Genomic DNA, 24671 nt, shown 5'->3' with positions numbered 1-24671 from the left:
TGGTTAGACCGTTCAAAATAGTTGTTCTATTTATGGGCTAACATTCCGTTCCCTTTTCACTTTCGCCCCCAACTTATATGTTTCTTCCTACTATGCTCAACCTGCCCCTATTGCACATTGTTGCACAGGATTTAACGTTTATGTTACAATAAGCATTTGGTGCCAACGGTATCTTGTTAAACCTTGTATATTAGATGGTTAGAGAGCCTTTGATAAGCTTGTTTGATGGTGGTCATATTGATTACAGATGAGGTTGCATTCAAAGACGATCTAAAAGCCATATTCCTGTGAACCTATGATGAATAATACTACAGCTCTCAAAAAAAATCTTTTATCAAATGGTGCGTTATTTATTTTAAATGGAATAATAGGTTTTTGGCTTCCGCCCTATCTTATTAAAAAGTTAGGAGTGGGTGCCTATGGTATGATTCCACTGGCAACAACCATTATTGGCTACGCTTCCGTTATTACGGTAGGAATCAATGGGGCTCTTTCCCGGTTCATGGCGTTGAGTAAAGAACAGGAGGGAGACGAGGGAAGTTCGCAAGTCTTTAATACAGCCTTCATAGCGATAAGTGGTTTATTGCTTCTTTTAATTCCCTTCTTTATCATCGTCTCAACACATATAGACAAGCTCGTTTCGGTGCCAGCTGCATACGCCAAAGATACAGTGAGACTGTTTTTGTGCGTTAGTTGTTCTTTTATTTTAACCTGTGTTACTTCCGCCTTTAATGTGTCTGCCTATGTGGCTAACCGGCTTGACCTCGTTAACCAAGTAACGGTAATCAATACCCTTATACGGGTAGTGATCATTGTAAGCGTTTTCCTTTTTATCGATGTTTCATTGTTTGGTTATGGTATTGCGGTGGTATTGGGAAGCATTGCAGCAAGCAGATATAGTTTTTATCTTTTCCGACGCTACTCTCCTAATATTAAGTTTCGAATAAAAGATTTTAAGACGGCCCGTTTGTCAGCCCTATTATCTATGGGTGGATGGCTAGTGATCATTCAATTGGGAAGTATTCTTTTTTTACAAATTGATTTGCTGGTAGTTAACAAGATACTTGGCAACGAAGCCGCTGGTCAATATAGCGTTATTTTGCAATGGAGTAATCTGATCAGAACATTATCCATCTCGCTTTCTGGTGTTTTGGGTCCATTGATACTTACCCTATACGCGCGAGGAGAGATTCTACAAATGACAAAGCTTACGCTGTTATCAAATAAAGCGCTAACACTTTTTGTCACTTGTATAGTAGCGCCTCTCTGTATTTTATCTGGTGATTTATTAACTGTTTGGGTTGGTGAAGAGTTTGCGAGAATGAAATGGTTATTCCTATTAGTACTGTTACCATTACCCATCAACCTAGGGATACAACCTCTTTTCTCCTTAAACAGGGCTTATAATAAAGTAAAAGTTCCGGGGATTTTTACAGTTTTAATGGGTATGTTAAACCTTTTGTTGGCTATTACCCTCGTAAAATACACCACTTTGGGACTTTATGGCGTAGCTGTGGCAAGTGGGTTTGTATTAACGGTCAAAAATTTCGTTTTTATGCCGATCTACATAGCCCGGCATATGGGCATCAGCAAATGGACTTTCTTCAGGTCTTCTAGGTCAGCTGTAATCTTATTAAGTATAGCTGTTGCGATCGGCTATTTTTATCCTAAAATCCTTCATATTCATAGTTGGCCAGGAATCTTGCTACATGCAGCGATCCTGTTTGGCTTTTTTAGCATGCTCTCTTATGCTTTCCTTAGTAAAGAGGAAAGGCGGTTGGTTGTCAATAAATTTATTAAGAAGAAATAAAAATTTTCCAATGAACAGCATCTATTTTATTCCCGCTTCTCAGATTGAAAATACCGGAGATCTATTGATTAACAAAGTAGCCGTACAAGCGATACAGAAATACGGTGAACTTATCATCGTCGATAATCAAACGGATCGTTGGTTTATAGACGAGGTCAAGCTTACAAATGATAGGCAGCTCTCCGAAGTGAATCAAATGTCTTTAAATCGCCATATATTGGGACGCCTGATTAAATCACTTTTTCGAAAGGATAGGATATATGTGGTTTTTCCACCTGGCCATACTGCTCGTCAGGGTAAGGATATGGCTAAAATAGTCATCCAAAGAAATAAACGACTCACACTCTTCAAAACATTTGGCGTGCGAATCGTCCGTTTAGGATTTTCCATAGGCCCGTTTGATCAGGCCAATTTAGATGCGGAGGCCGCCCGTTCAAGACTGTGCTATTTCTATGGGCTAAGAGATAAAGGGTCTTTGGATACAGCCATACGAGGTAAGTTTAAAAATCCACAATTATTTCCAGACCTGGCTTGGAACTACGAGCCCTCTATCGCTATTCCCCCCATCCAAGATGATTCTTACATCGTTTTAAGTTTTCGGTCGAACGTTTATGGTAAGGAGTATGATGAAGCTTACTTTAAACCGTATGTCGATCGGCTGAAGATGATTCTGACAGCGCTGGTTTTCCGAAAATTTCGGATTGTGATTTCATATCAAGTTAAATACGACCGTGAGGCTTCTTTTATTCTAAAAAGAGCATTAGAAAATGATTTTGAGGTACAGCTCATCGATAAAAAGCTCCTATTAGACGAGGCAGCACAAATTTATAGTAAAGCCAAATTCGTCATTAGTAATCGTCTCCACGTACTGTTATTTGCACTACAGTGCCATACGGCTTCTTTTCCTTTAATCGATCCTATCGGTAATAAGAAGATTTATCACATTTGGGAAGATAATAAAATGAGCGATGCAATCTTAGACATCAATGCAACACCTGAGGAAAATACTGCTATTATTCAAAAAGGCGTCGATGATGAAAACTCTATCTTGAAGCCTTTTATTCGGGCGTGCAAAGAAAATAGAAAGATTACTGAAGAGCTCTTGGAACGAGTCTTTCGATAATCACAGTTTTACCTGTCTAATCACATTTTTGATATTCAGCTCAATAATGTCAGTCATACTTTTACATAAGTGGTAATCCTGATTTTTGTAATGGGCTGCCAGTTGATTTTTCAGCATGGCGATATTTTCCGGCGGAGAGAGCTGTTCGTTTTGTGATACATCTCGAAGTGCCGCCAAACGATGGCGCTCAATGCGTACCCGATGTACAATGGAAGAGCGTTCTTCCTGTTGGTATTGCAACACTGTTTTTTCGGTGAGGTGTTCCATGGATAGTTTTACATAAGGTAAATTCTCTTTGAAGAACTGGGGCATATATACTTTCATATTGCCCTCGTAAAACTCCTGGTCGAAATCGATAGCGCGGATCCTGAATTGAAAATCATCAAAGTCGGGCGTTATCTGCATTACATAGTTGTAGGAACGCATATCTCCCAAAAGCATAATAAGGCAACGTTCATTAAATTTTACGAACTCTTTTGCAATCCGAATGGGATTGTAATCCGGATTCTCCAGTAAACGCTTCGCGAACACGTCTCCGGGCAAGCCTACAATATGCTCCTCCACTAAAGTATCACCGTCCACAGTAAAGTTCACGCGATTAGGCGACATGATCTCTTCCAGTTCTAGTCCATAAATGCGGGACGCGTCTGCTTGTTTAATATAAAAATAATCATATACATCATTTAAACGATTCACAATACGGATACGAAATGGATGTGTATTGCCGAATGTACAGTAATCTATACGATCAATAAATTTATGCTCCACTATGCGATTATTTCCGGAAGCTTTTAGAAGGGCATAAATCTGCTTCAGCCCTTCGTGGATATGCGCTACCTCGTGGGGCGGATAGAGGGGTGTTTCCCAAAGGGTGTCCTTTCCTTCTTTATCGTAAACGGGTACACTATCTGTAAAATTACGTAATTCGCTGTAGCTAAGCGGTAGTTTTGACTCTCGTTGATACTCTCTTAGATATTTACGTAAGGCAGGTTTCACTGGAAAAATAGGTTTTTTCCGTGATATTTTAACATCTCCTGTAGGGACCGGTCCTTCTACTTTTAAACTCATCTTCCTAGCAATTTATCTACAAAGCCCTTAGGCCGTCAGGCTTCTCAAAGATAGCTTTTATTCGTTAAATATTGGCTATAGGGTATAGGCGATAAGCGATAGGCTTTAGGGTATAAGGTGTAAGGTATAATAAGGCCATAAGCTATAGACGCTAAGCCATATTTCATGTTCTTTATGCTTGACCATAAAGAACCAAACAGTCAAGGCTGCATGTACTTTCGCTAAAGATTTAGGCCCGAAGCTCAATCCTGCGGAGCCGCTCCCGCACGCTAGGCCACCCTTCGCTTCTTCACATGATTTTTTACCCGCGGCTATCCTAAATCTTTTTGACGCTCAATTTCATGAGGCCGTGTTCCCTGCGCGCTAGAGCCCCGTGTGATTTCATCACGCACATCCGGTAACCGGCAACCCTTGCCTACCAGCAGGCACAACCAATAACAAATAACTAGTAACCAATAACTAAACTACTTAACTATTTTCCTACTCTACTACTCAACTAATCCTATTTACCTTGAAGCAAATATTTCATGTTCTTTATGCTTGACCATAAAGAACCAAACAGTCAAGGCTGCATGTACTTTCGCTAAAGATTTAGGCCCAAAGCTCAATCCTGCGGAGCCGCTCCCGCACGCTAGGCCACCCTTCGCTTCTTCACATGATTTTTTACCCAGAGCTATCCTAAATCTTTTTGACGCTCAATTTCATGAGGCCGTTGTTTCCTATGCCCTAGAACCCTGTGTGATTTCATCACGCACATCCGGTAACCGGCAACCCTTGCCTACCAGCAGGCACAACCAATAACAAATAACTAGTAACCAATAACTAAACTACTTAACTATTTTCCTACTCTACTACTCAACTAATCCTATTTACCTTGAAGCAAATATTTCATGTTCTTTATGCTTGACCATAAAGAACCAACAGTCAAGGCTGCATGTACTTTCGCTAAAGATTTAGGCCCAAAGCTCAATCCTGCGGAGCCGCTCCCGCACGCTAGGCCACCCTTCGCTTCTTCACATGATTTTTTACCCAGAGCTATCCTAAATCTTTTTGACGCTCAATTTCATGAGGCCGTTGTTTCCTATGCCCTAGAACCCTGTGTGATTTCATCACGCACATCCGGTAACCGGCAACCCTTGCCTACCAGCAGGCACAACCAATAACAAATAACTAGTAACCAATAACTAAACTACTTAACTATTTTCCTACTCTACTACTCAACTAATCCTATTTACCTTGAAGCAAATATTTCATGTTCTTTATGCTTGACCATAAAGAACCAACAGTCAAGGCTGCATGTACTTTCGCTAAAGATTTAGGCCCGAAGCTCAATCCTGCGGAGCCGCTCCCGCACGCTAGGCCACCCTTCGCTTCTTCACATGATTTTTTACCCAGAGCTATCCTAAATCTTTTTGACGCTCAATTTCATGAGGCCGTTGTTTCCTATGCCCTAGAACCCTGTGTGATTTCATCACGCACATCCGGTAACCGGCAACCCTTGCCTACCAGCAGGCACAACCAATAACAAATAACTAGTATCCAATAACTAAACTATTTAACTATTTTCCTACTCTATTGCTCTACTACTTAACGTATAGGCAATAGGCTTTAGGGTATAAGGTATACGGTGTAAGGTATAATAAGGCCATAAGCTATAGGCGCTAAGCCATATTTCATGTTCTTTATGCTTGACCATAAAGAACCAAACAGTCAAGGCTGCATGTACTTTCGCTAAAGATTTAGGCCCGAAGCTCAATCCTGCGGAGCCGCTCCCGCACGCTAGGCCACCCTTCGCTTCTTCACATGATTTTTACCCAGAGCTACCCTAAATCTTTTTGACGCTCAATTTCATGAGGCCGTTGTTTCCCTGCGCGCTAGAGCCCCGTGTGATTTCATCACGCACATCCGGTAACCGGCAACCCTTGCCTACCAGCAGGCACAACCAGTAACAAATAACTAGTAACCAATAACTAAACTACTTAACTATTTTCCTACTCAACTATTTAACTACTTAACAAATAGACAAAGAACGCCCAAAATTTGTAATTTAGTTGAATAAGTATAAAAACCAATAAGCTAATCCATGAAAAAAATCGTTAAATACCTGCTTTTATGTATGTTTCTGATCAGTCAATCCCTACGAGCCCAAAACTATCAAGCCAATTGGCAATCCATTGATCAACGAGAAATTCCACAGTGGTGGCAAGATGCCAAATTTGGGATTTTCATTCATTGGGGTCCTTATTCCGTTCCGGCTTATGCGCCTATAAAAGAAGTGGAAGGGGTGTATGAAAAATATGCCGAACATTATGAAAATCGATTGAAAACTAAGAACAAACTGTTTCTCGATTTCCATAACAAGACGTATGGACCCAATCTTACCTATCAGGATTTTGCTCCGCTATTCAAAGCAGAACATTTTAAACCCGAACAATGGGCTGAACTGTTTAAAAAAGCAGGAGCCAAATATGTCGTATTGACATCGAAACACCACGATGGTTTTTGCTTATGGCCCAGTAAGTATAGTCCTAATTGGAATAGCGTCGATATCGGTGCCCATCGCGACTTGGCCGGTGATTTAACGAAGGCTGTAAGGACCTCCGGTTTACGGATGGGCTTTTACTATTCGCTGCTCGAGTGGAGCCATCCACTTTATAAAAAGGAAAGTATCGAACAATGGGTGGATCGTTACATGATCCCCCAAATGCAAGAACTCGTGAATGCCTACCAACCCGAAGTGATTTTTGCTGATGGTGAGTGGGACTACCCGAGTGAAACACTTAAGAGCACGACTTTTTTATCTTGGCTTTATAATGAGTCGCCCGTCAGGCAACAGGTGGTAGTAAACGACCGATGGGGCAAAGAAACACGGAGCAAGCACGGTGGTTATTACACGACAGAGTATGATTTGGTACACGATCAAAAAGGTATAGGCGATCAAGCCTCCCATCCCTGGGAGGAGAGCCGCGGTATCGGTACTTCCTATGGTTACAATCGATTTGAAACAACCGAAGACTATTTTACGTCAAAGCAGCTTATTGATCTCTTGATTGATAAGGTGAGCAACGGCGGAAATTTATTGCTCAACGTCGGCCCAACGGCCGATGGTAGGATCCCGGTTATCATGCAAGAACGTTTGTTGGACATGGGCAAATGGTTAGCGGTTAATGGTGAAGCAATTTACGGCACTCGGGCTTGGGTGTCAAGACCGAATAATAGCAAGGATACACACCGCTATTTTACCGCCAAAGGGAAAGATCTTTACCTCATCTGTACCGAATGGCAAAATGGGACCTTTCATATTCCTTTGCCACGGAAGCCGGTACGAGTCAGTTTATTAGGACATTCAGGTGCGATATCATCCGATTTTCAAAAGCAGCAGCTCACCATCGAAGCACCTCCCTTTAATCCCAATACAGCGCCCTGTAATTATGCTTGGGTATACAAATTAGAAGGCGTATTGGAATAAAGCGTTTTCTCGACCTGCGGATTCCCTATTTGGGGATCCGTATAACCCGCTTTGCCTGTTTCAACTTTACCGGCGTAAGCCCAGCGAAAACCCGGATAGCCCTCAATGGAAATCTCCATATCGTACCATTGATGGCTGTCGCTTAAGTTGATGAGTTGCGACAGCTGCTGATTGGCCCTTACCTCCAGGTGAACGGGGGCCTTTCCATAAGCCATATCCCGGATCGCTACGCGCAACGACTGGTTTCCCTTGTTTTCGAATAAGAGAATTGCATTGCCGGTAAATCCTTCGCCGACTTGCTCGTTCGTTAATCTGATGGTACAGGCAGGCATTTTTCCTTGATTTTGGAAACCTCTATAAAACCCATTCGGTCCGTGTACCTGTAAGTCAAAAGCTTCTTGCTCCATTTCAAATCGATCGCTAAGCTGATCACCGGCTTTCACCGCGTAAGAGCGAATGGCATGAGGAGTGTAGACGGTAAACGGTGCACCGGCACTTTTTTTTCCGAAAAGCTCATCACCGACTCTTAAATTCAATTGAAAAGAATCCTGAACCCTTTCACCTTCGGCATAAAGCTCATAAGGCAGCGCACACGCTGCCTTGATGCCAGGCTCTTGGCGTGGCATTCGGACCAGTTGATGCGGTTTATCCATCCCTTTTTGCAGTTCATCCGGTTTCAGGGCCTCAAAACCTGACGGAATTTCTTTATACTGCGCTTGATGAATCCCTTCAACATACGGATTACGCTGGATAAAGGGAAGCTTGTCATTCGCGGGCAACGCTTTTGCTACAGTAAATACTGAAGTCAAATCACCACATACGGTTCTCCGCCAGCTACTGATATTTTCTTCGTGCAATTCTTTCTTAAACTTATGATAAACCCATTTTTCCAGAAATTGCAGGGTAGACGTATGATCAAACACTTGCGAGCAAACCTTACCGCCTCGCGTCCAAGGCGATGCCACAATTAGAGGCACTCGAAAGCCAAGGCCGATAGCCGCTCCGCGTGCTTCCTTTGTGGATTTACCATCTGCCAGCTCTTCCTCCAGGGTAATGTATTCTATTTTTGTGTCAATGCCCTCCGAGCATTTGCCACTGTTACTCTTATAAGGGTTCGGCGGCACAAAGGGAGGAATGTGATCAAAATAACCATCATTTTCGTCATAGGTAAGGATAAGGATCGTTTTTTGCCATACCTCCGGATTTTTGGTGAGAATATCCATAATTTCCGATACATACCAGGAGCCGTACCAAGGCGAGGTCGGATGATCAGAATATTTTTCAGCCGGTATCATCCAGGAAACCGCGGGTAGCTGACCACTTTCTACATCCCTTCTGAATTGATAAAGCACATCACCTCTAGGTACCGATAATTCACGTTCAACACCTTGGTTATCCCGATAAGACAAGCGCTCAAGATCATGGTAATGAGGATCTGCTGCATTGGTGGTAAAAGCCTTCTTGAATAGATTTTTCTCTCGAGATGACAATTGTTCAAAATGCCGTTGGCTCCACCGCTCTATCGCCTGTTTGGCCTCTTGCCATACTGCTTCCTTTTTTTTCAGCGCTTCCTTTGTTTTTTGATAAGTTTGATCGTGCGGCTTTAAGGATTGCAGCTTTTCTTGTAGCGCCTGTATCTCCTTAGGCAGCTCGTCCACTTGTTTTTTTAAACTCTTTGTATAGCGCGACGCGAAGTGAATATGATACTGCTCAAAAAACTCCAGGGGATTACAGGAAAAACTACTCAGCCACGAGCGTTCCTCCCCTTCAAACCCACCGCCAAAGCTCACGTCGTTTTGGTAGGCGCGCCAAGATACCCCGGCTTCTTCCAGTCGTTCCGGAAAAGTTTTCCACTTCGCTTCGCCGCGTTGCAGTTCATTCCTTATCCAAGCTTTACTTTTCGGATCGGCCGATTCACGAATGGTCCCGGTCCAGAAAAATAAACGATTGGGCCAAGTGCTGGTCATGCCCGAACAGAAATTTTGATCACATACCGTAAAGGCATCTGCGAGTGCATAATTGAATGGAAGGTCGAGGCGGTTATAGTATCCCATTGTTAAAGGGATGTGTTCATAGGGTTTCTTTTTCTTCGCCTCAATCCATTGGTCGTGCCGCCCCTCATGGTAAGCGTCTACCTGCGATTGGCGTGAATGCGGTACAGCCCCCATCCAAGTGGCCTTGCTATCCCGAAGATCGAAATGAAAGGGCGCATAGGTATTGCCCTTAGCGTCCGACTGGAACCAGATGGGACAGTGGTTGGCTTGGCGGATAAAACGTGGGTCATTAAAACCACGTACCCCTGCAAGCGTACCTAAAGCATGATCAAAAGAACGGTTTTCTTGCATTAATATCACCACATGTTCCGCATCCATAAAGGTCGTTCCCGGTGCCGGAGCAATTGCTAAAGCCCGTTGAATGGAAGGGGGAATCGTACTTGCCAAACCGGTGCTTCCCGCATATAATAGCAGTTTTTTTAGAAAATCCCGACGGTTATCCATTTTGTATGATTTATAATCGTATCTACAGGCTTAAAGTACAACAAATACTATTCATTACATTATTATCTCATTTTTTTTACAACAAAGCGTGATGAATACCCCATGTTTTTGCTACGCCTTTCGTGCATGCACACTGTGCAGATTCCCCTTAAGTTTGTCTAGCAATTCAAAAGAGATTGCTAGATACGCTAAACTTATTTTTTTATACTTAAATCGAGCTTATGAAGTTTAAATTTCTACTTGCTTTAGTAGCTGTTGTTTGCTTTAGTTGCACCAAAGAATCTGCTCCTTTGGTGCCCGTCGAGATTACCATCGTTAGTAAAAGTGGTATATTGGAAATCCATTATACACCCGATAGAATTGATACACTGACCAAAAAACAAGGTTCAATGACCCTACAAATGCTAGACGGCGACTTAATTACAATTAAACGAATTTGTCCGGAAGCCGGCGCTTTGGAATATAACATTAAGACCCCAACCTCCAGTTATCTATCCATACTGATGAAAAATGGGGATGAAAATCGACATCTTATTCCAAAGTATTAAAACGATTGATGCTAGAGGCGCAATTGCTATTTCAAAAAAATAATGCGTTCTTTCTTTTAAATGACTGATAATTTGTAACTTAGCAATAAGTCGTTGTTTAACTCGAAATACCTGCATTATGATGAAAGCTTTACGTTTTAAACTGATACCCACTGCCCGTAATCATTTGGCCGATTCCATTACCATCGCTTGGGGCTTACTTTTTATGTTCGGTCTCTATAGTATCGTCCGTAGAGGGCTCTCTTTCCCCATGATTGCGCTAATGAGCGGTGCCCTTTTGAATATCCTCTTTCAGTTCCGTAGCCGACGCGGCCGCTATGGTTTCCAAAATCCCTATAGAAATGCGGAAGGCAAATATGTGCCGCCACCCGCAAAAGAAGGGTGGGAAGACTAAAACAGCAATTTTTATCTGAACGGTCTTCTTTTTGTAATAAAAATCTAGTAACTCTATATACTTTAAGTAATATCTGATATATTTGCCGCATCAAAACGCTAACGATGCATACTTATCCAGAAAGACGGAGGGAAAGGCCCGAAGAAGTCTTAGCAACCTGTAAACTCTGTTACAAGGTGCTCATTCCTTTCTGCTATATGCAGAGCTGATAAGTCGAACAATCATATCCATTCCGGAACGATATGGTTCATTCGCACCACCGCCTGAAAAGGCATAGGTAGGTATTGCGATGCGTAGAACAAAACGTTACATATGAACGAAAAAAAACTACTAAACAATTGTTATGCACCACTAAGTTTCTTGTTTATGCTGCTGTTTTTTGCAGGCAGTGTTTGGGGGCAAGAAACAACCACCGTACAAGGTACCGTGACTGACGCATTTAATCAAGAACCACTACCGGGCGTGAATATCAGCGTGGTAGGAGGAACTCAATCAACCCATACCGATGCCAACGGAGCTTACCGCCTCCAAGTACAGGCAGGAAAAACAACCTTGCGCTTTAGCTATGTGGGCTATGAACCACAGGATTTACCGGTGAGCGGCAATCAACTTTCTGTAGCCCTCAAGCCGGCCAGTAATGATTTAAACGAAGTTGTAGTGGTAGCCTATGGTACCGCCAAGCGATCCAGTTTCACCGGTTCAGTAGCGGCAATTTCGCAGGATAAAATCGCCAATCGTCAGGTTTCGAGCGTCAGCAAAGCCCTGCAGGGACAGGTTCCCGGTTTACAATCAGTATCTTCTTCCGGACAACCGGGTACCGATGCCGAAATACGCATTCGCGGTATCGGATCGATCAACGCGTCAAGTGCACCACTCTACGTAGTAGATGGAAACCCCTACAGTGGAGATATTAACGCTATTAATCCCAATGACATAAAATCCGTTAGTGTCCTCAAAGATGCGGCGGCCAGCGCGCTTTATGGGTCACGTGGTGCGAATGGTGTGATCATCATTACGACGAAGGAAGGATTAAAGGACGGAAAAACCACGATTAATTTCAATTTTACCCAAGGAATATCCGACAGGGCAGTAAAGGATTATGAGCAAGTTTCCACCAACCAGTATTTCGAGTTATATTGGGAAGCCCTGCGTAATAAGAACTTATCCAACGGACTTGCTGCTGAACAAGCAGCACAGAATGCCAGCAATCAGCTCTTAACCGACCTCAATATTAACCCTTATGGGAGCAATTATCCGCAGCCGGTGGGTTTAGATGGTAAAATCGTTCCAGGCGCTACACCGCTATGGAATGACAATTGGGCAGATGTGCTACAACGCACCGGTCGTCGCACCCAGGCCGATTTAAGCTTTAGCGGCGGCAACGAAAAATCGAGCTACTACTTCTCCGGTGGTTACCTCAATGATCAAGGTATAGCCATTGAATCAGGCTTTAAGCGCTATAATGCTCGCATCAACGTCAACACACAGGCCAAGAAATGGCTCAATGCCGGTTTAAACGTAGCTGTTAGCAGTAGCTTACAAAAGTACCCGCAATCAGAAGATAGCAATACCGCCAACATCATTAATTTTACCCGCTTAGTACCTTCGTTCTACCCATATTACGAACGCAATGCAGACGGTTCCTATCGTTTGGACGAAAATGGCAACAAGATCTATGACTTCGGCGAATACCGTCCAAGCGCAGCTATTCCGCGTAATAACCTCGCAGCTTCTCTCCCTTTGGATAAAAATGAAATCCGTAGCGAAAATCTGTCCGGTAGAGCATTCCTCGAAGCGGTTATCACACCTGAATTGAAATTCCGCACGACTTACAGTATTGATTATATAAATCGTAATACGCACGATTATGTGAACCCCGTACTTGGCGACGGCGCAGAATACCAAGGATCTGTGGCTAAATCCAATCGCCGGAGAACTTCTTATACCTGGAATAATATCGTAACCTACGAAAAAACCTTTAACGAGCATCATCTGAATGTATTGGCCGGACAGGAATTCTATAAGTTTCAAAATACCGATATGGATGGCAGTCGGGAGCGCTTTGTATTGCCCGGTTTCTATGAGCCCGATGCGGCGTCTCAACTCAATTCCTTCAATGGCTTTTCGGTAGATTACAGCATGTTGAGCTTTTTAGGTAGGGTAGAGTATGATTACAAAAACCGCTACTTCCTTTCGGGGTCCTTGCGTACCGATGGATCTTCCCGTTTCTCACCGGATAACCGTTGGGGAACCTTCTGGTCGGTAGGCGCTTCCTGGAAAATTGCCGAAGAAGAGTTTCTGCGCAATAACAGCTTAATTAATCAGTTAACAGTTCGTGCAAGTTACGGAGCTCAGGGAAATGATAATTTATTATCGAACGGCAATCCCATCTATTATGCTTACCAAGGATTATATAGCATTTCCAATAACCTTGGCCAAGGCGGAACGGTTACGCAGCGTCTGCCCACGCCAACTTTGAAATGGGAAAGCAACCTGAACTTCAATGCAGGCCTCGATATCGCCATCTTAGATCAACGTGTAGCCGCCAGTTTCGAGTATTTTAACCGTAAAAGTAAAGATTTGCTGTATACCATGCCAAAGGCACCTTCTACCGGTTTTCCAGGTTATGATGCCAACATCGGTGCACTTCAAAATACCGGATTCGAACTTACCCTGCAAACCGTACCGGTTCGGAACGATAATTTTCGGTGGAATCTGGATCTTAATTTGGGACATTACAAAAACAAGATTACCGAATTGCCCAATGGCGGCAAACCTATCCCTAATGGTAACAAGCTCTTAGCGGTGGGAGGTTCTATCTACGACTTTTATCTGCCAACCTGGGCCGGTGTAGACCCGGCTACCGGCAGCCCGCTATGGTACAAAGCCGATGCAAATGGCAACCAAACAGCCGAAACGACTTCCGAGTATGGCCAGGCTGGACTTTTTGTTCAAGATAATTCCCTCCCTGATCTAGTAGGCGGATTCTCGAACACTGTTAGCTATAAGAACTTTGATTTATCCGCGCTGCTAAGTTTTAGCTTAGGGGGTAAAATATTGGATAACGACTATATTCAGCTCATGCACAATGGTAGTAGTCCGGGACGCGCTTGGAGTACCGAAATCCTGAACCGTTGGACGCCCGAAAACACACAAACCGATGTCCCCCGCTTAACAACGGATAATTTAACTTGGACATCTGCATCAACACGCTTTCTTTATTCCGCTACTTATGCGCGCTTAAAGAATGTAAGCTTAGGGTATAACTTTTCCAAACACTTAATCGAACGGTTGGGTATTGCCAACTTACGTGTGTTTTTACAAGGGGAGAACTTATTGACCTTCTATGGCCATAAAGGGATGGATCCGGAACAAACCGTTAACGGAGCAACTTATTTCAGATACCCGGCAATGCGTACCGTATCCGCTGGATTACAGCTTACTTTGTAGTTGTGGGGGTTAGGTGCTCGTTGTTAGTTATTGGTTGTTAGTTATTGGTTACTGGTTATTAGTTATTGGTTACTTGTTGTTAGTTTTTGGTTTTGTGTTGATTCAGTACCAAAACTAATAGCTTAAAATCAAAAGAAAAAAATATGATACGAAAAACAATATATATCCTTAGCGTGCTCAGCTTACTACTGACCGCCTGCAGCAAGGATTTGGAAACGGCACCTACCGATGCGGTTGCCGATTCGGAGATTTATAAAAATGTCGATAATATCGAAACCGTTATCAACGGTACCTGGAGTTATTTAAATGATACCTATTTTACCTATGCCAATCCAGGTTACACCGCTTTTATGCGTACCGGTGATGCGATGGGGAGTGATGTGGCTGTCACCACCAAATACGGTTATCGAGATGCTTACGCCTTTACCGAACTGTATAATGCCACTACGAATCGAGTTAAATCGTTCTGGACCCTGCTTTATAAAGTGATTGACAATTGCAATAACGTCATCGCTAAAGTAGATGCGGCAGCGGGGGACGAAGTGAAAAAGGCGCAATTAAAAGGGCAAGCCAAGGCCTTGAGGGCTTTCTGTTACCTCAATTTGGCTACCTATTACCAGTTTTCTTATCTCAAAGATCAAACGGCATTGACGGTGCCTATTTATACTGAGCCAACAACCGTTGAAACCGAAGGGAAACCAAAGGCTACGTTGGAGGAAATCTACACCCTTATCAAAAGTGATTTACAGGACGCACTAAGCTTATTAGCTGAATATACAAGACCAAGCACAGAAAAATATCGCATTGATCGTGCCGTTGTCAATGGCTTGTTGGCGCGAACTTATTTAAACACAGGCGACTGGCTACAGGCGGCGCAGGCCGCAGCAGCAGCACGTGCAGATTACAGTTTGATGCCGGCAGCAAATTATAGCGATGGGTTTAATGATATGCAGAACGTTGAGTGGATATGGGGACATGGGCAAACCAATGAGCAGAATACGGCTAGTTACACATTTCATTTTCTGGATGTATCCTCATCCGGTTCGTATTACTACAGCTTTATGGCTGATCCATACTTCAAGAACTTTTTTGACGAACAAGATATCCGCAACGGCTTGTTTGAGTGGGATGGTTTACCCGGTAGAGAAGGCTTTCTCCGTTATAAGAAATTCAAATTCAAATCGAACCTGATTGGCGACATCGTGTATATGCGTGCAGCGGAAATGTACTTGATTGAAGCCGAAGGTTATGCAAGAGCCGGTCAAACAGAACAAGCGATTACCGCCTTGAACACCTTACGAGCAGCCAGGCAAGCCGTTTTATTCACGGGCGGTTCGGCTGACGACTTGCTTCAAGCCATTTTAATTGAACGTCGGAAAGAACTGTGGGGAGAAGGCTTCTCGTTGTCCGATATCTTACGTACACAAGGTAAAGTAGAGCGAAAAGCCTATGTTGATGCGCAAGGGAACCCCATTAAAGTTAATGTAACGACCCCCGATGGAACCAGCAAGACCGTCAATGCCCAAGGGCATCGTATTTTACGTTTTCCCGATGGCAGTGATTTTGTTGCCAATAGTAGGTACTATCTCTTTGCCATACCATTGGAAGAGACCCAGCAGAATCCGAATTTATAATAATAGTAATAAGAAAGGCGGGGAAATCCCGCCTTTCTTATTATTGTAAGTTGATTCGAATACCAATTCGCTTATAACGCTCGCTGGCTTTTACACGCTCATTTCCGGTTAACTCAAGAACAAGCTGTACTGTACCGGCTGCTGGAGTAAAATCCAGCACATTAATTTTTAATAGCGCAAAGCTGCTATTTGCTGGTAGTGTGGTAATGTTTCCTTCCGGAAGACTGTAATGCATACCCTCTACAGCCGTTGATTCCTCGCTTACTACACGAAAAGCCAAGGCCTGATCATCTCTGAGTTGTTCTCCAAGTAGATTGACCCGATAAGTCTTTTCGCCCGAGCCATTCCTTAAAGCCGTTAATAATGGATAATCTTTACCGGCTACATTATTATTGGTAGTGGCATCTTCAAATTCAACAACAGCCTCGCGGAACTGGAAATCCTCTTTATGATCTTTCATACATCCTGTCCAAATCATCGGAAGTACGAGACTTAATAGATATATCAATTTTTTCATTTTAATCATTTTTAATAACCTGGGTTTTGTGTTACTTGCGTATTCGGTACCGCCTCTCTTACCGGGATGTTGGCTAAGATTCTAAAATCACTATGTTGGACATTTCCGGATTCTTTTATAATATCTCTGCCCAAACGTTTAAGATCGAAAAAGCGGTGTCCCTCAAAAGCCAGTTCCAATCGGCGTTGCAAAATAATGTCGTTAAAAAGGGCCTCACCGCTATAGCTTGCTAACCCAATACCGGCACGCTCCCTGATTTTATTGAGTTGTTCGCGTGCTGCAGCTTCGTTATAAACCGCACTACCCGGCGTTGCATAAGCTTCAGCCATATTCAGAATTACTTCAGGAAGACGTATAACCGGAACATTGTCGATATTATTAATCCCGCTTCTACTCACAAACTTGGTGATTTCCCAACGACTGCTATTACCGCCCAATCCACGCACAATTAACTCTCTCCGTACATCATTCGCATTGTATTGGCTATAAAGTTCATCACTCACAACCACGTTGCCATGGCTTACAGTTGTTGTCGATGTAGCGGTCATGCGGGTGGTGAAAGTAGCTCGTAAAGATTCGTTTGTTGTATTGGAATGATCCGCTGCCAGCACAAAAGCTACTTCAAAAAAAGATTCCGGGTTTTTATCCGTTCTCCAAGTATTAACAAATTGTTCCGTCGGGACTAAAGACAAACCGCTGGTGCTGATAGCCAGCTCCCCTTCACTTATTACTTTGGCCATATCTCCGCGGTATAAAGCAACACGTGAATACAAAGCATGGGCAGCAGCTAAAGAAGCAAACGTTTGATCCGTGATCCTGTTGTTATTGGTAGCTAACAATAAAACAGCCTTGTCCAGTTCACCGTAAATAAAATCATATACTTCGCCAACCGTAGGGCGCGATGAATATTCTATTTGTGCCGTATTGAGGACCCCTTTATTGATGATGGGAACACCTCCTCGATCGGAAGGTTCCACGATAGCCGTTGGATCATAAGCATAGGCTTTCATCAAGGTGTGATATACCAAAGCACGCAGAAAATGTAACTGTCCGGCAATATTGTTTTCATAAGCTTCGTCACCATCATAGGCCTCCAGAGCTTCTAAAATTAAGTTGGCCTGATTGTTTATATAATAACAATACTGCCAAGTTTCTGTCTGTATGTGCGACCCAGCTTGGTTGATACCCTGTCCTACCAAGCGGTTTCCTGCACCGGTGTTTATGGCATTGTCGGCCAATAACTCCGGTATAGCAATTAAATCACGGCCATAAAGGCCTACTTCACGCAAGCGTGAATAAACACCGTTTACAGCCGCATCAATTGCTTCCTGACTACTTAAGGCTGTGTTTGAGTCAATGGCATGTTTAGGATCAACTTCCAAAAGTTTATTGCAGGATACGGTACCGAGAACAAGTCCTGCTAGCATCACTATAGTTATAAATTTCTTCATGATTCAATTTCTATTAAAAACCTACTTGCAAACCAAAGGTGTAACTTCTTAAGGGTGGAATAGCTCCTTGATTCGAGGTAAAGGTCGCGTTAGGCGATGGATCAATATAAAATTCGGGGTCATAGCCTGACCATTTAGTCCAAGTAATTAAATTAACGCCTTGTGCGTAGATACGGATTTGGCGCGCTTTGATTTTAGCCGCTACATGGGCGGGGAGGGCGTAGGCCAGGGTCAACGTCTTTAACCGAATGTACGAAGCGTCCTCCAAAAAGCGACTGCTACTACGGTATTGGCTCGCCATATTGGATTCGGAACCCCCATCAATCGGACGCGGGCTATCTGTTACTTGCCCGGGTGTGGTCCATCTATCAAGAGAATTGCTTTCTAAGCCGTTGCGTAAGGTCGCCGCATTGCGCATCCAAAAAGTGTTCTGCGAATTGTATAGATCGCGTCCATAATCATATTGGAAAAAGGCCGATAACTCAATCCCTTTATAGCTAAACGTATTAGTGAAACCACCGTACACATCACTCAGTTGGCTACCATAAACTTTCCAATCGGCCGGGCTCACCGGGTTGTAGGTGATATTACCATCCCCATCGTACCACATTGCCTTTCCTGTAGCTGCGTTTACACCGGCATATTGAGCAAGAAAGTAAGAATACAAAGGCGATCCCACCCGAATGGTTTGATCGCCCGGTAATACATCCAAGCCATCATACAGTTTCGTCACCTGATTATCGATAAAGGTAATATTGAAACTAGATGTCCAATTGAAATCGTTACTTTTGATATTATGTGTGTTCAGGGAGAATTCAAGCCCTTGGTTTCTCAATTCACCGAGGTTCCGTGCAATGTTAGCATATCCGCTGGTATAGGGTAAGGGTTGTTCCAATAGCAGATCTTTACTGGTCCTTCTGAAGGCTTCTGCTGTAAAAGCCACTCGGCTATTAAAGAAAGCCAAATCCAAGCCGATATTATACGTAACATTACGTTCCCATTTAAGATCTTGATTTTCTACACTGCTCGGACGTATGCCAGGTAATGAATTATATGGGCCATTGCCACTGTATAGACCACGTGAGGCAAAATTATCTACCTGGTCGTTACCTGTTTCACCATAACTTAGACGCAGTTTCAATTGATCGATCCAAGGTGTTCCTTTCAAGAAATCCTCCTGATCAATTGCCCAAGCACCTGAAATAGAAGGGAACCAACCAAAGCGATTGTTGGCACCAAATCGGGAAGAACCATCATATCGAAGTACTGCGCTCACAAAGTACTTTTTATCATAATCATAGTTGGCCTGTCCAAAAAATCCCAGGCGTTTAAAGCCACTCCAAGTACCAGTTACACTAACCGGGGCTGCGGCTGCTTCCATAGTTTGAAATTGAAAAGTAGGAAAACCTTCACCCGAAGAGAAGTTATAGTCGCGCGTTTCGCTTCTATATTCGACTCCCAGAATTCCAGAAAGTGAATGCTTATTATTGATGACCTTATTATAGTTAAAAGTTTGATTCGTCATAAAGTTGATGTTTTCATAACTTCTGATCTGAAGTAAACCTCTACGAGCAAAACCGTCAATGGTACGCGGATCTGTATAATTGGCAGCGAAGACCGTCCGATAGTCGAGGCCATAGAAGGACTTGAAAGATAAATCCTTGGTGATCCTAGCCGTAAAAGCCGTATTCCCAACTAAGGATCGTGTGCGACTTTTAATCTCATTGACCTCTGTTGCAAAGATGGGGTTGTGGCGCATATCGCCCGGCAGCCCGCTAGTTGGAGCATTAAAAGAGCCATCCGGATTATATATTGGCACAAAAGGTAACATCATCGGAGCCGCGTATTGCGGTGCAGCAAAATTACCTGTACTTCCGCCGCTGCCCGAAATCCCGTTCTGTACCACCGATCCAAAGCTTGAGTTAAAATCGACCGTTAGCCAATCAGTTGCTTTATGACTAATATTAGCTTTCGCGGTAGCTCGGTTAAAATCCAGTCCGATAACAGCTCCTTGTTGCTTGTTATAAGATCCCGATAAAAAGACGCTGGTCTTTTCCGTACCGCCGCTGAAAGACAGCTCATAATTTTGAGAAGAACCATTTCTAAACGCTGCATCTTGCCAATCATAGGTGGGTAAAGCCGCTAAATCAGCATCGGAAAGTGTAGGATCTAAGCCAAGGCCTGTCAGCACATTTCGACGATTTACCGAGTCCGTCCGATTTGGGTATCTGTTTTTCACCGCTTCCATGCGTGCCTGCAAGAACTGTTGTGTAGACATCATATCTATGCTCGGCATGGGTGCCGTAAATCCAACATACGTGTTGAAATTGATTTGGCTTTGTCCGGCTTTCCCCTTCTTCGTAGTGATAACCACCACACCATTTCCCGCCTGTGCGCCATAGATGGAAGCCGCGGCAGCATCTTTAAGTACCGTAATCGATTCAATATCATTATTGTTCAGAAAGGCGAGTGGGTTGCTGGCAGTGGTAGTTGTGGTGGTGGTGCTGTTCATCTGTACACCATCAATAATAAACAAGGGCTGGGTGCCTGCGGTTATTGAGCCTACACCACGGATGTTCATTTGCACCGGTGCACCGGGTACCCCGCTGGCTGCGTTTATTTGTACACCAGTTGCCTGTCCTTGCATAGCGCGGTCAAAAGATTGAACCGGAATGTTCTCGATTTCCTTCGCGCCTACGGTTGCAACTGCCCCAGTCACTTCCCGACGACGTTGCGTGCTATAGCCTGTTACGATCACTTCATCCAAGTCGGCTACGTCAGCGGTCAGACTTACCGAAATAGATATCTTTTCCCCCGACCTTACTTCATAACCGGTAAGTGTTTTTTTCTCAAAACCAATATAACTGAACGTAAGTGTGTAAGGTCCATTGGTCGGCAAATTTTCAAAACTAAAAATGCCACTTGCGTTAGTCATGGTAGCCGCTGTGTAGTTGTTGGCTCCTTTAAGCTGCACCGATACTCCCGGAATGATCTCGCCGTCTGCGTCCGATACAGCTCCACTGATACTTCGACCGCTTTGCGCTGTCGCGAACAGATGGCTAAAAAGGATGGTAAGCAGCAACATGACCGGTAATCGGCATTTTAAAAATGTAGGTGTTTTCTTCATGCTTGATTGGGTTAAATTGTTTTATTTAATGAGTAATCTATGGTGTGTAGTGTCGTTCTCCAATGTTAGCTTGTTCATTAATACGATGTTTGTTAACTCTTTTTCCAGCGATCTACTTTTGATGACATATCCCGTAAAGAATTTCTTACGAACGGCATCCTTATTAAAATTGATTGGGGTATCAAATTCTTTGCTAAGCACGGTGAACACAAAGCTTAATGGTTGTTTATCAAATAGTAGGCTATCTCCTTTGCGTGTTACCGTTGATGTTGTATTGATAAGTGGTTTATTCGTTTTTTTAAGTTCTTTACGGCGGAAGTTCGTTACACTGGAACCTGTAGGTGTCAAGGTGTATTGTTGACCTGGTATAAGAATCGTTCTTTTCTGATGGTTTTTATTGCGAACGCTTATTTTGCCTGTTAGTAACCGAACTGATACCTGATCTTGCTTTGGAAAAGCACTTATTTCGAATCGGGTACCCAACACCGTAGTTTCTACGTCTTTTGCCAATACTTTAAAAGGATGTTCCGGATCATTTGCTACATTAAACACAGCCATTCCGGTAAGGGTAATGGTACGATTAGACGTGAAATCAATAGGGAATTCGATTTTACTGTTTGGTTCCAGCTGAATATCGCTGCCGTCTTCCAAGGTAAAAAATAAGGTTTTATCACTTATGTTCTCTTTCACTTCACTATTGCCTATTGTAGCAATCTCCTTATTTTGGATTAGGACTTTCTTTTGGTCTCGCTGCCTTTCATAAAGCAGGTGAATGGCCCCCAGTGAAAGCAGGACGATGGCTGCTTTATAAATCCATGGACTTAGGCGATAAACACGGTGTTTTTTATCGTAACTATACTCCTGTAATGTCTGTTCCCACTCTGTTTCGGGTAATAACAGCTCAAAAGCCTCGGGATGAGTTTTTAGATAATTTGCTACACGTTCCGCTTCTTCAGCGTTGCATTTATTTTCGAGAAAGCGTTTGAATAAGTCTTTATCTAGCATACCGTATCATTCTATTGAAGCAATACGGTTTAGAAGGGAAGAAACCCCTGCTCATTGGAAATTAAAATTGAGAAATTATCAAAAGAATAGGGAAAACAATGCTAGAGCGCAATTTTTTAAGCGCTTTTGTCATATGATCTTCAACTGTTTTGACCGAGATGTTCATTTGAGCGGCAATCTCTTTGTTCGAATAACCTTCTACTTTACTTAAATAAAAAACTTTTTTTCTGATAGGAGGCAAGTTGTCCAAATGTTTTATCAGGTCCTCATAGGCCAAATTGGAAAGCGGTGGAAGTTCTGGGTCGATTCGATGGCTTAAGTCGTGCGATAAGGACAATTTTACCGCACGCTCATGCGCTTTTTCACGTAAAAAATCAATTAAACAAGTTCGCGTTATTCTAAATAGTTGTGTAGTTATAGGAAGTTCCGGTGAGAGATGGCTGCAATATCGCCAGAATTTGATAAAGGTAAGTTGCATTATCTCTTTGGCGTTCTCCTCTGATTGTGTCTTCTTAACGAGGTATGAATAAACCGGATGTCTAAAGTGCGTATAAATATCTTGAAAGGTTCGTGTACATCCTTCTTTTAAGCGTTTTATTCGGTTGATTTCATCGATATGTATAGTCTTCGGTTGAGTCATTGCGGAAAAACAATGTAAAACTAGCGTTTTTTTGTTTTTAAATGATCTTTTTTTGTTTTTTTGTCTTTTTTTCGGACTACCGTATCGTTATCTGTAGTTGTTGTTGGGTTTTGTCTTTGTATTTTCTGGGATTCTCGTCTTTTATCTTGGTTTCCTTCTTAGAGGACAGGGCATAATTCGTGTCAATTTCCGCACTTCATTGCATTGCGGTAAAAGTGGTGAAAGAGCTAAGCCGCCAACGACGTATTTTTGTTTCGATTTTTTTAATTTAGCTAAGGCATAGCCTAACTCATCCATCTCTTTTATTTTAAGGAGATAGGCCATTCCGAAGAAACTGATGATCGCAGTCAGTACCCCTAGAATCAACTGCATAAAGGGGCGGTTCACCAGCAGCATGCTTCCGTAGCTGCAGCATGCCATGCCTATTGTCGCAATAATAACCTTATAGCAGTCCTTCAACTGTTTCAAAGGGCCATAACCGAACAAAATGCCGGAAGGATAGGCATTGATAAAATAGCTTAGGGTATTTACTATAAAACTTCCAATCACCACAGCTTTTGTACCGAGCGGTAAGGTGATGAACATGGCAGCGATGATAATCGGTAGTTTAGATAAATCCGTCTTTAAAAAAAGATCCGAACGTCCCACGGCATTCAGTAGGTTCAGGTTCAGCGAACTAATGGGGGTAAACATGCGCGCCAGACATAACCACTGCAATAAAGGCGCTGCAGGTAACCATCTTTCTGTCAGGAAAAGCAAAATAAAAGGCTTCGATATCACGGCGAAGAGTGTCATGCTCGGAAAAATAATAAAAGCCGTCATGGCTACCGTTCTGCTATAGATGCTAATAAGCTTCTCCCGATCTTGCTGAATAGCAGAAAAAAGAGGAAAAGTAACATTCGTGATAATGAGGTTGATCGTCCCCGAAGAAAGCTCGGCCAATGAGTTGGCCCGTGCATAAAAACCTAAGGCCTTGGAGTGATACCATTTACCGATCACGATGGTGTATACGTTCGTCAAAACCGTAGAATACAGGCCCGCAGCGAGAATTTTGGAACCATAACCGAACATTTCGCGAAAAGCTTGCCATGAGAAAGCCCAACTTGGCCGCCACTTGGCTTGCAACCACATGAGCATAGAGGTGGCTAAGGTGAGCGATAGGTTTTGTCCTACCAGCGCCCAAACACCGAAATCATCATATGCCATATATAAACCCACCGCGCCGCTTATAATGACGGCCATCACGTTGATTTTTGCCTGTGTTTTAAAATCGATATCAATAAGCAGCTTGGCGCGCTGTACTACAATAAAAGACGCAATAATGAATTGCAAGCCCATAACTCTTGTTAAGGCTATCAGCACCGGCTGATGGTAAAACCGGGCAATAAAAGGTGCGGAGAAATAAAGAATAACATAGATCAGCAGACTAACCACGATGTTAAAATAAAAAACCGTGCTAAAATCCAGCTGTGAACAATCCTTTCGTTGTACAAGGGCTTTGCTAAAACCACCTTCTATAAAAAGCGTTGATAAGGCTAAAAATATGCTTAGCATACCTACCAGACCGTAAGCTTCCGGACTGACCACCCGCGCGATCAGTATGCTGATGATAAAGCTTACTCCCCTTACCAGCATATTTTCCAAAGAATTCCAGGCGAAACCTTTAAATGCTTTTGTTTTAAGCGACATGTGTGATGGATAACAGCCAAAGCTCCCTCAAAAGATTCGTTATTGCAAGAGGTGGTTTGTTATTGTGTATTTTTGTATACATTTCAGGACATTAAATAATGTTTAAAAAAAAATGAACTTACTGTTGCAAATATCGAAGCAAACAATTAGGTTTGTTTATACCTAACAAGATGTGATATAAACCATTAGAGGGGCTAGCAAGCACAAATCGTTTTTTACGTGTTGTGAGGGACTTGATGCACGGATTG

The 24671-nt window shown here is 43.0% G+C and carries 15 protein-coding genes and 1 riboswitch; of the genes, 7 read left to right on the top strand and 8 right to left on the bottom strand.

Annotated features, from left to right (window positions below):
* Positions 1-295 precede the first annotated feature (295 nt).
* Both E0E36_RS00430 and E0E36_RS00425 read left to right on the top strand, forming a co-directional pair.
* The gene (locus tag E0E36_RS00430) at positions 296-1810 is read left to right on the top strand and encodes an oligosaccharide flippase family protein (protein ID WP_130854385.1); all 1515 of its coding nucleotides are present in this window, start codon (positions 296-298) and stop codon (positions 1808-1810) included.
* Between the two features lie 10 nt (positions 1811-1820).
* Positions 1821-2933: a polysaccharide pyruvyl transferase family protein gene (locus tag E0E36_RS00425; RefSeq protein ID WP_165446891.1), complete on the top strand. Its 1113-nt coding sequence runs from the start codon at positions 1821-1823 to the stop codon at positions 2931-2933.
* Here the strand turns inward: E0E36_RS00425 and E0E36_RS00420 are convergent, their stop codons facing one another.
* Complete coding sequence (locus E0E36_RS00420; RefSeq protein ID WP_130854383.1) at positions 2934-4001, bottom strand: hypothetical protein; 1068 nt, start codon at positions 3999-4001, stop codon at positions 2934-2936. It lies immediately after the preceding gene.
* A 2083-nt stretch (positions 4002-6084) separates the two neighbouring features.
* Here E0E36_RS00420 and E0E36_RS00415 point away from each other — a divergent pair.
* The gene (locus tag E0E36_RS00415; protein ID WP_130854382.1) at positions 6085-7470 is read left to right on the top strand and encodes an alpha-L-fucosidase; all 1386 of its coding nucleotides are present in this window, start codon (positions 6085-6087) and stop codon (positions 7468-7470) included.
* Here the strand turns inward: E0E36_RS00415 and E0E36_RS00410 are convergent.
* Entirely contained in the window at positions 7431-9968 is a 2538-nt protein-coding gene (locus E0E36_RS00410) for a phosphocholine-specific phospholipase C (RefSeq protein ID WP_130854381.1), read from the bottom strand. The genes E0E36_RS00415 and E0E36_RS00410 overlap by 40 nt on opposite strands.
* Before the next feature lie 221 nt (positions 9969-10189).
* Here E0E36_RS00410 and E0E36_RS00405 point away from each other — a divergent pair, with 221 nt between their 5' ends.
* The 4 genes from E0E36_RS00405 (at position 10190) to E0E36_RS00390 (ending at position 15994) form a co-directional block, all read left to right on the top strand.
* A complete protein-coding gene (locus E0E36_RS00405; RefSeq protein WP_013665056.1) occupies positions 10190-10516 on the top strand; it encodes a hypothetical protein in 327 nt (108 codons plus the stop codon).
* A gap of 118 nt (positions 10517-10634) precedes the next feature.
* The gene (locus tag E0E36_RS00400; protein ID WP_013665057.1) at positions 10635-10910 is read left to right on the top strand and encodes a hypothetical protein; all 276 of its coding nucleotides are present in this window, start codon (positions 10635-10637) and stop codon (positions 10908-10910) included.
* Positions 10911-11019: 109 nt separating this feature from the next.
* Positions 11020-11125, top strand: a riboswitch (SAM riboswitch).
* Between the two features lie 97 nt (positions 11126-11222).
* The gene (locus tag E0E36_RS00395; RefSeq protein ID WP_013665058.1) at positions 11223-14360 is read left to right on the top strand and encodes a SusC/RagA family TonB-linked outer membrane protein; all 3138 of its coding nucleotides are present in this window, start codon (positions 11223-11225) and stop codon (positions 14358-14360) included.
* Between the two features lie 143 nt (positions 14361-14503).
* Positions 14504-15994: a RagB/SusD family nutrient uptake outer membrane protein gene (locus E0E36_RS00390; protein ID WP_130854380.1), complete on the top strand. Its 1491-nt coding sequence runs from the start codon at positions 14504-14506 to the stop codon at positions 15992-15994.
* Positions 15995-16034: 40 nt separating this feature from the next.
* Here the strand turns inward: E0E36_RS00390 and E0E36_RS00385 are convergent, their stop codons facing one another.
* The 6 genes from E0E36_RS00385 to E0E36_RS00360 all read right to left on the bottom strand — a co-directional run bounded on the left by E0E36_RS00385 (position 16035) and on the right by E0E36_RS00360 (position 24423).
* Positions 16035-16511 (bottom strand): DUF4843 domain-containing protein, encoded by a 477-nt coding sequence (locus E0E36_RS00385; RefSeq protein WP_165446890.1) that lies wholly within the window; start codon positions 16509-16511, stop codon positions 16035-16037.
* An 11-nt stretch (positions 16512-16522) separates the two neighbouring features.
* Complete coding sequence (locus E0E36_RS00380) at positions 16523-17962, bottom strand: RagB/SusD family nutrient uptake outer membrane protein (protein ID WP_242627102.1); 1440 nt, start codon at positions 17960-17962, stop codon at positions 16523-16525.
* A gap of 13 nt (positions 17963-17975) precedes the next feature.
* Positions 17976-21089, bottom strand: coding sequence for a SusC/RagA family TonB-linked outer membrane protein (locus E0E36_RS00375; protein ID WP_130854378.1), 3114 nt, complete (start codon positions 21087-21089; stop codon positions 17976-17978).
* A 21-nt stretch (positions 21090-21110) separates the two neighbouring features.
* Positions 21111-22094 (bottom strand): FecR family protein, encoded by a 984-nt coding sequence (locus E0E36_RS00370; RefSeq protein WP_130854377.1) that lies wholly within the window; start codon positions 22092-22094, stop codon positions 21111-21113.
* A 61-nt stretch (positions 22095-22155) separates the two neighbouring features.
* Positions 22156-22734 (bottom strand): RNA polymerase sigma factor, encoded by a 579-nt coding sequence (locus tag E0E36_RS00365; RefSeq protein WP_130854376.1) that lies wholly within the window; start codon positions 22732-22734, stop codon positions 22156-22158.
* A 141-nt stretch (positions 22735-22875) separates the two neighbouring features.
* A complete protein-coding gene (locus E0E36_RS00360) occupies positions 22876-24423 on the bottom strand; it encodes a lipopolysaccharide biosynthesis protein (RefSeq protein ID WP_242627101.1) in 1548 nt (515 codons plus the stop codon).
* Positions 24424-24671 lie beyond the last annotated feature (248 nt).

The sequence above is a fragment of the Olivibacter jilunii genome (assembly GCF_900607235.1).
GTDB lineage: Bacteria > Bacteroidota > Bacteroidia > Sphingobacteriales > Sphingobacteriaceae > Olivibacter > Olivibacter oleidegradans.
Note: the sequence above shows the minus strand (reverse complement) of the source record. Positions and strands in the feature narration are given on the sequence as shown.

Excerpts from the sequence above, each read along its gene's own strand:
- E0E36_RS00430 (WP_130854385.1), top strand. The coding sequence starts at position 296 with ATGATGAATAATACTACAGCTCTCAAAAAAAATCTTTTATCAAATGGT.
- E0E36_RS00410 (WP_130854381.1), bottom strand. The coding sequence starts at position 9,968 with ATGGATAACCGTCGGGATTTTCTAAAAAAACTGCTATTATATGCGGGA.
- E0E36_RS00375 (WP_130854378.1), bottom strand. The coding sequence starts at position 21,089 with ATGAAGAAAACACCTACATTTTTAAAATGCCGATTACCGGTCATGTTG.
- E0E36_RS00400 (WP_013665057.1), top strand. The coding sequence starts at position 10,635 with ATGATGAAAGCTTTACGTTTTAAACTGATACCCACTGCCCGTAATCAT.
- E0E36_RS00405 (WP_013665056.1), top strand. The coding sequence starts at position 10,190 with ATGAAGTTTAAATTTCTACTTGCTTTAGTAGCTGTTGTTTGCTTTAGT.
- E0E36_RS00380 (WP_242627102.1), bottom strand. The coding sequence starts at position 17,962 with ATGAAGAAATTTATAACTATAGTGATGCTAGCAGGACTTGTTCTCGGT.
- E0E36_RS00390 (WP_130854380.1), top strand. The coding sequence starts at position 14,504 with ATGATACGAAAAACAATATATATCCTTAGCGTGCTCAGCTTACTACTG.
- E0E36_RS00415 (WP_130854382.1), top strand. The coding sequence starts at position 6,085 with ATGAAAAAAATCGTTAAATACCTGCTTTTATGTATGTTTCTGATCAGT.
- E0E36_RS00395 (WP_013665058.1), top strand. The coding sequence starts at position 11,223 with ATGAACGAAAAAAAACTACTAAACAATTGTTATGCACCACTAAGTTTC.
- E0E36_RS00365 (WP_130854376.1), bottom strand. The coding sequence starts at position 22,734 with ATGACTCAACCGAAGACTATACATATCGATGAAATCAACCGAATAAAA.
- E0E36_RS00385 (WP_165446890.1), bottom strand. The coding sequence starts at position 16,511 with ATGAAAAAATTGATATATCTATTAAGTCTCGTACTTCCGATGATTTGG.
- E0E36_RS00360 (WP_242627101.1), bottom strand. The coding sequence starts at position 24,423 with ATGTCGCTTAAAACAAAAGCATTTAAAGGTTTCGCCTGGAATTCTTTG.
- E0E36_RS00370 (WP_130854377.1), bottom strand. The coding sequence starts at position 22,094 with ATGCTAGATAAAGACTTATTCAAACGCTTTCTCGAAAATAAATGCAAC.
- E0E36_RS00420 (WP_130854383.1), bottom strand. The coding sequence starts at position 4,001 with ATGAGTTTAAAAGTAGAAGGACCGGTCCCTACAGGAGATGTTAAAATA.
- E0E36_RS00425 (WP_165446891.1), top strand. The coding sequence starts at position 1,821 with ATGAACAGCATCTATTTTATTCCCGCTTCTCAGATTGAAAATACCGGA.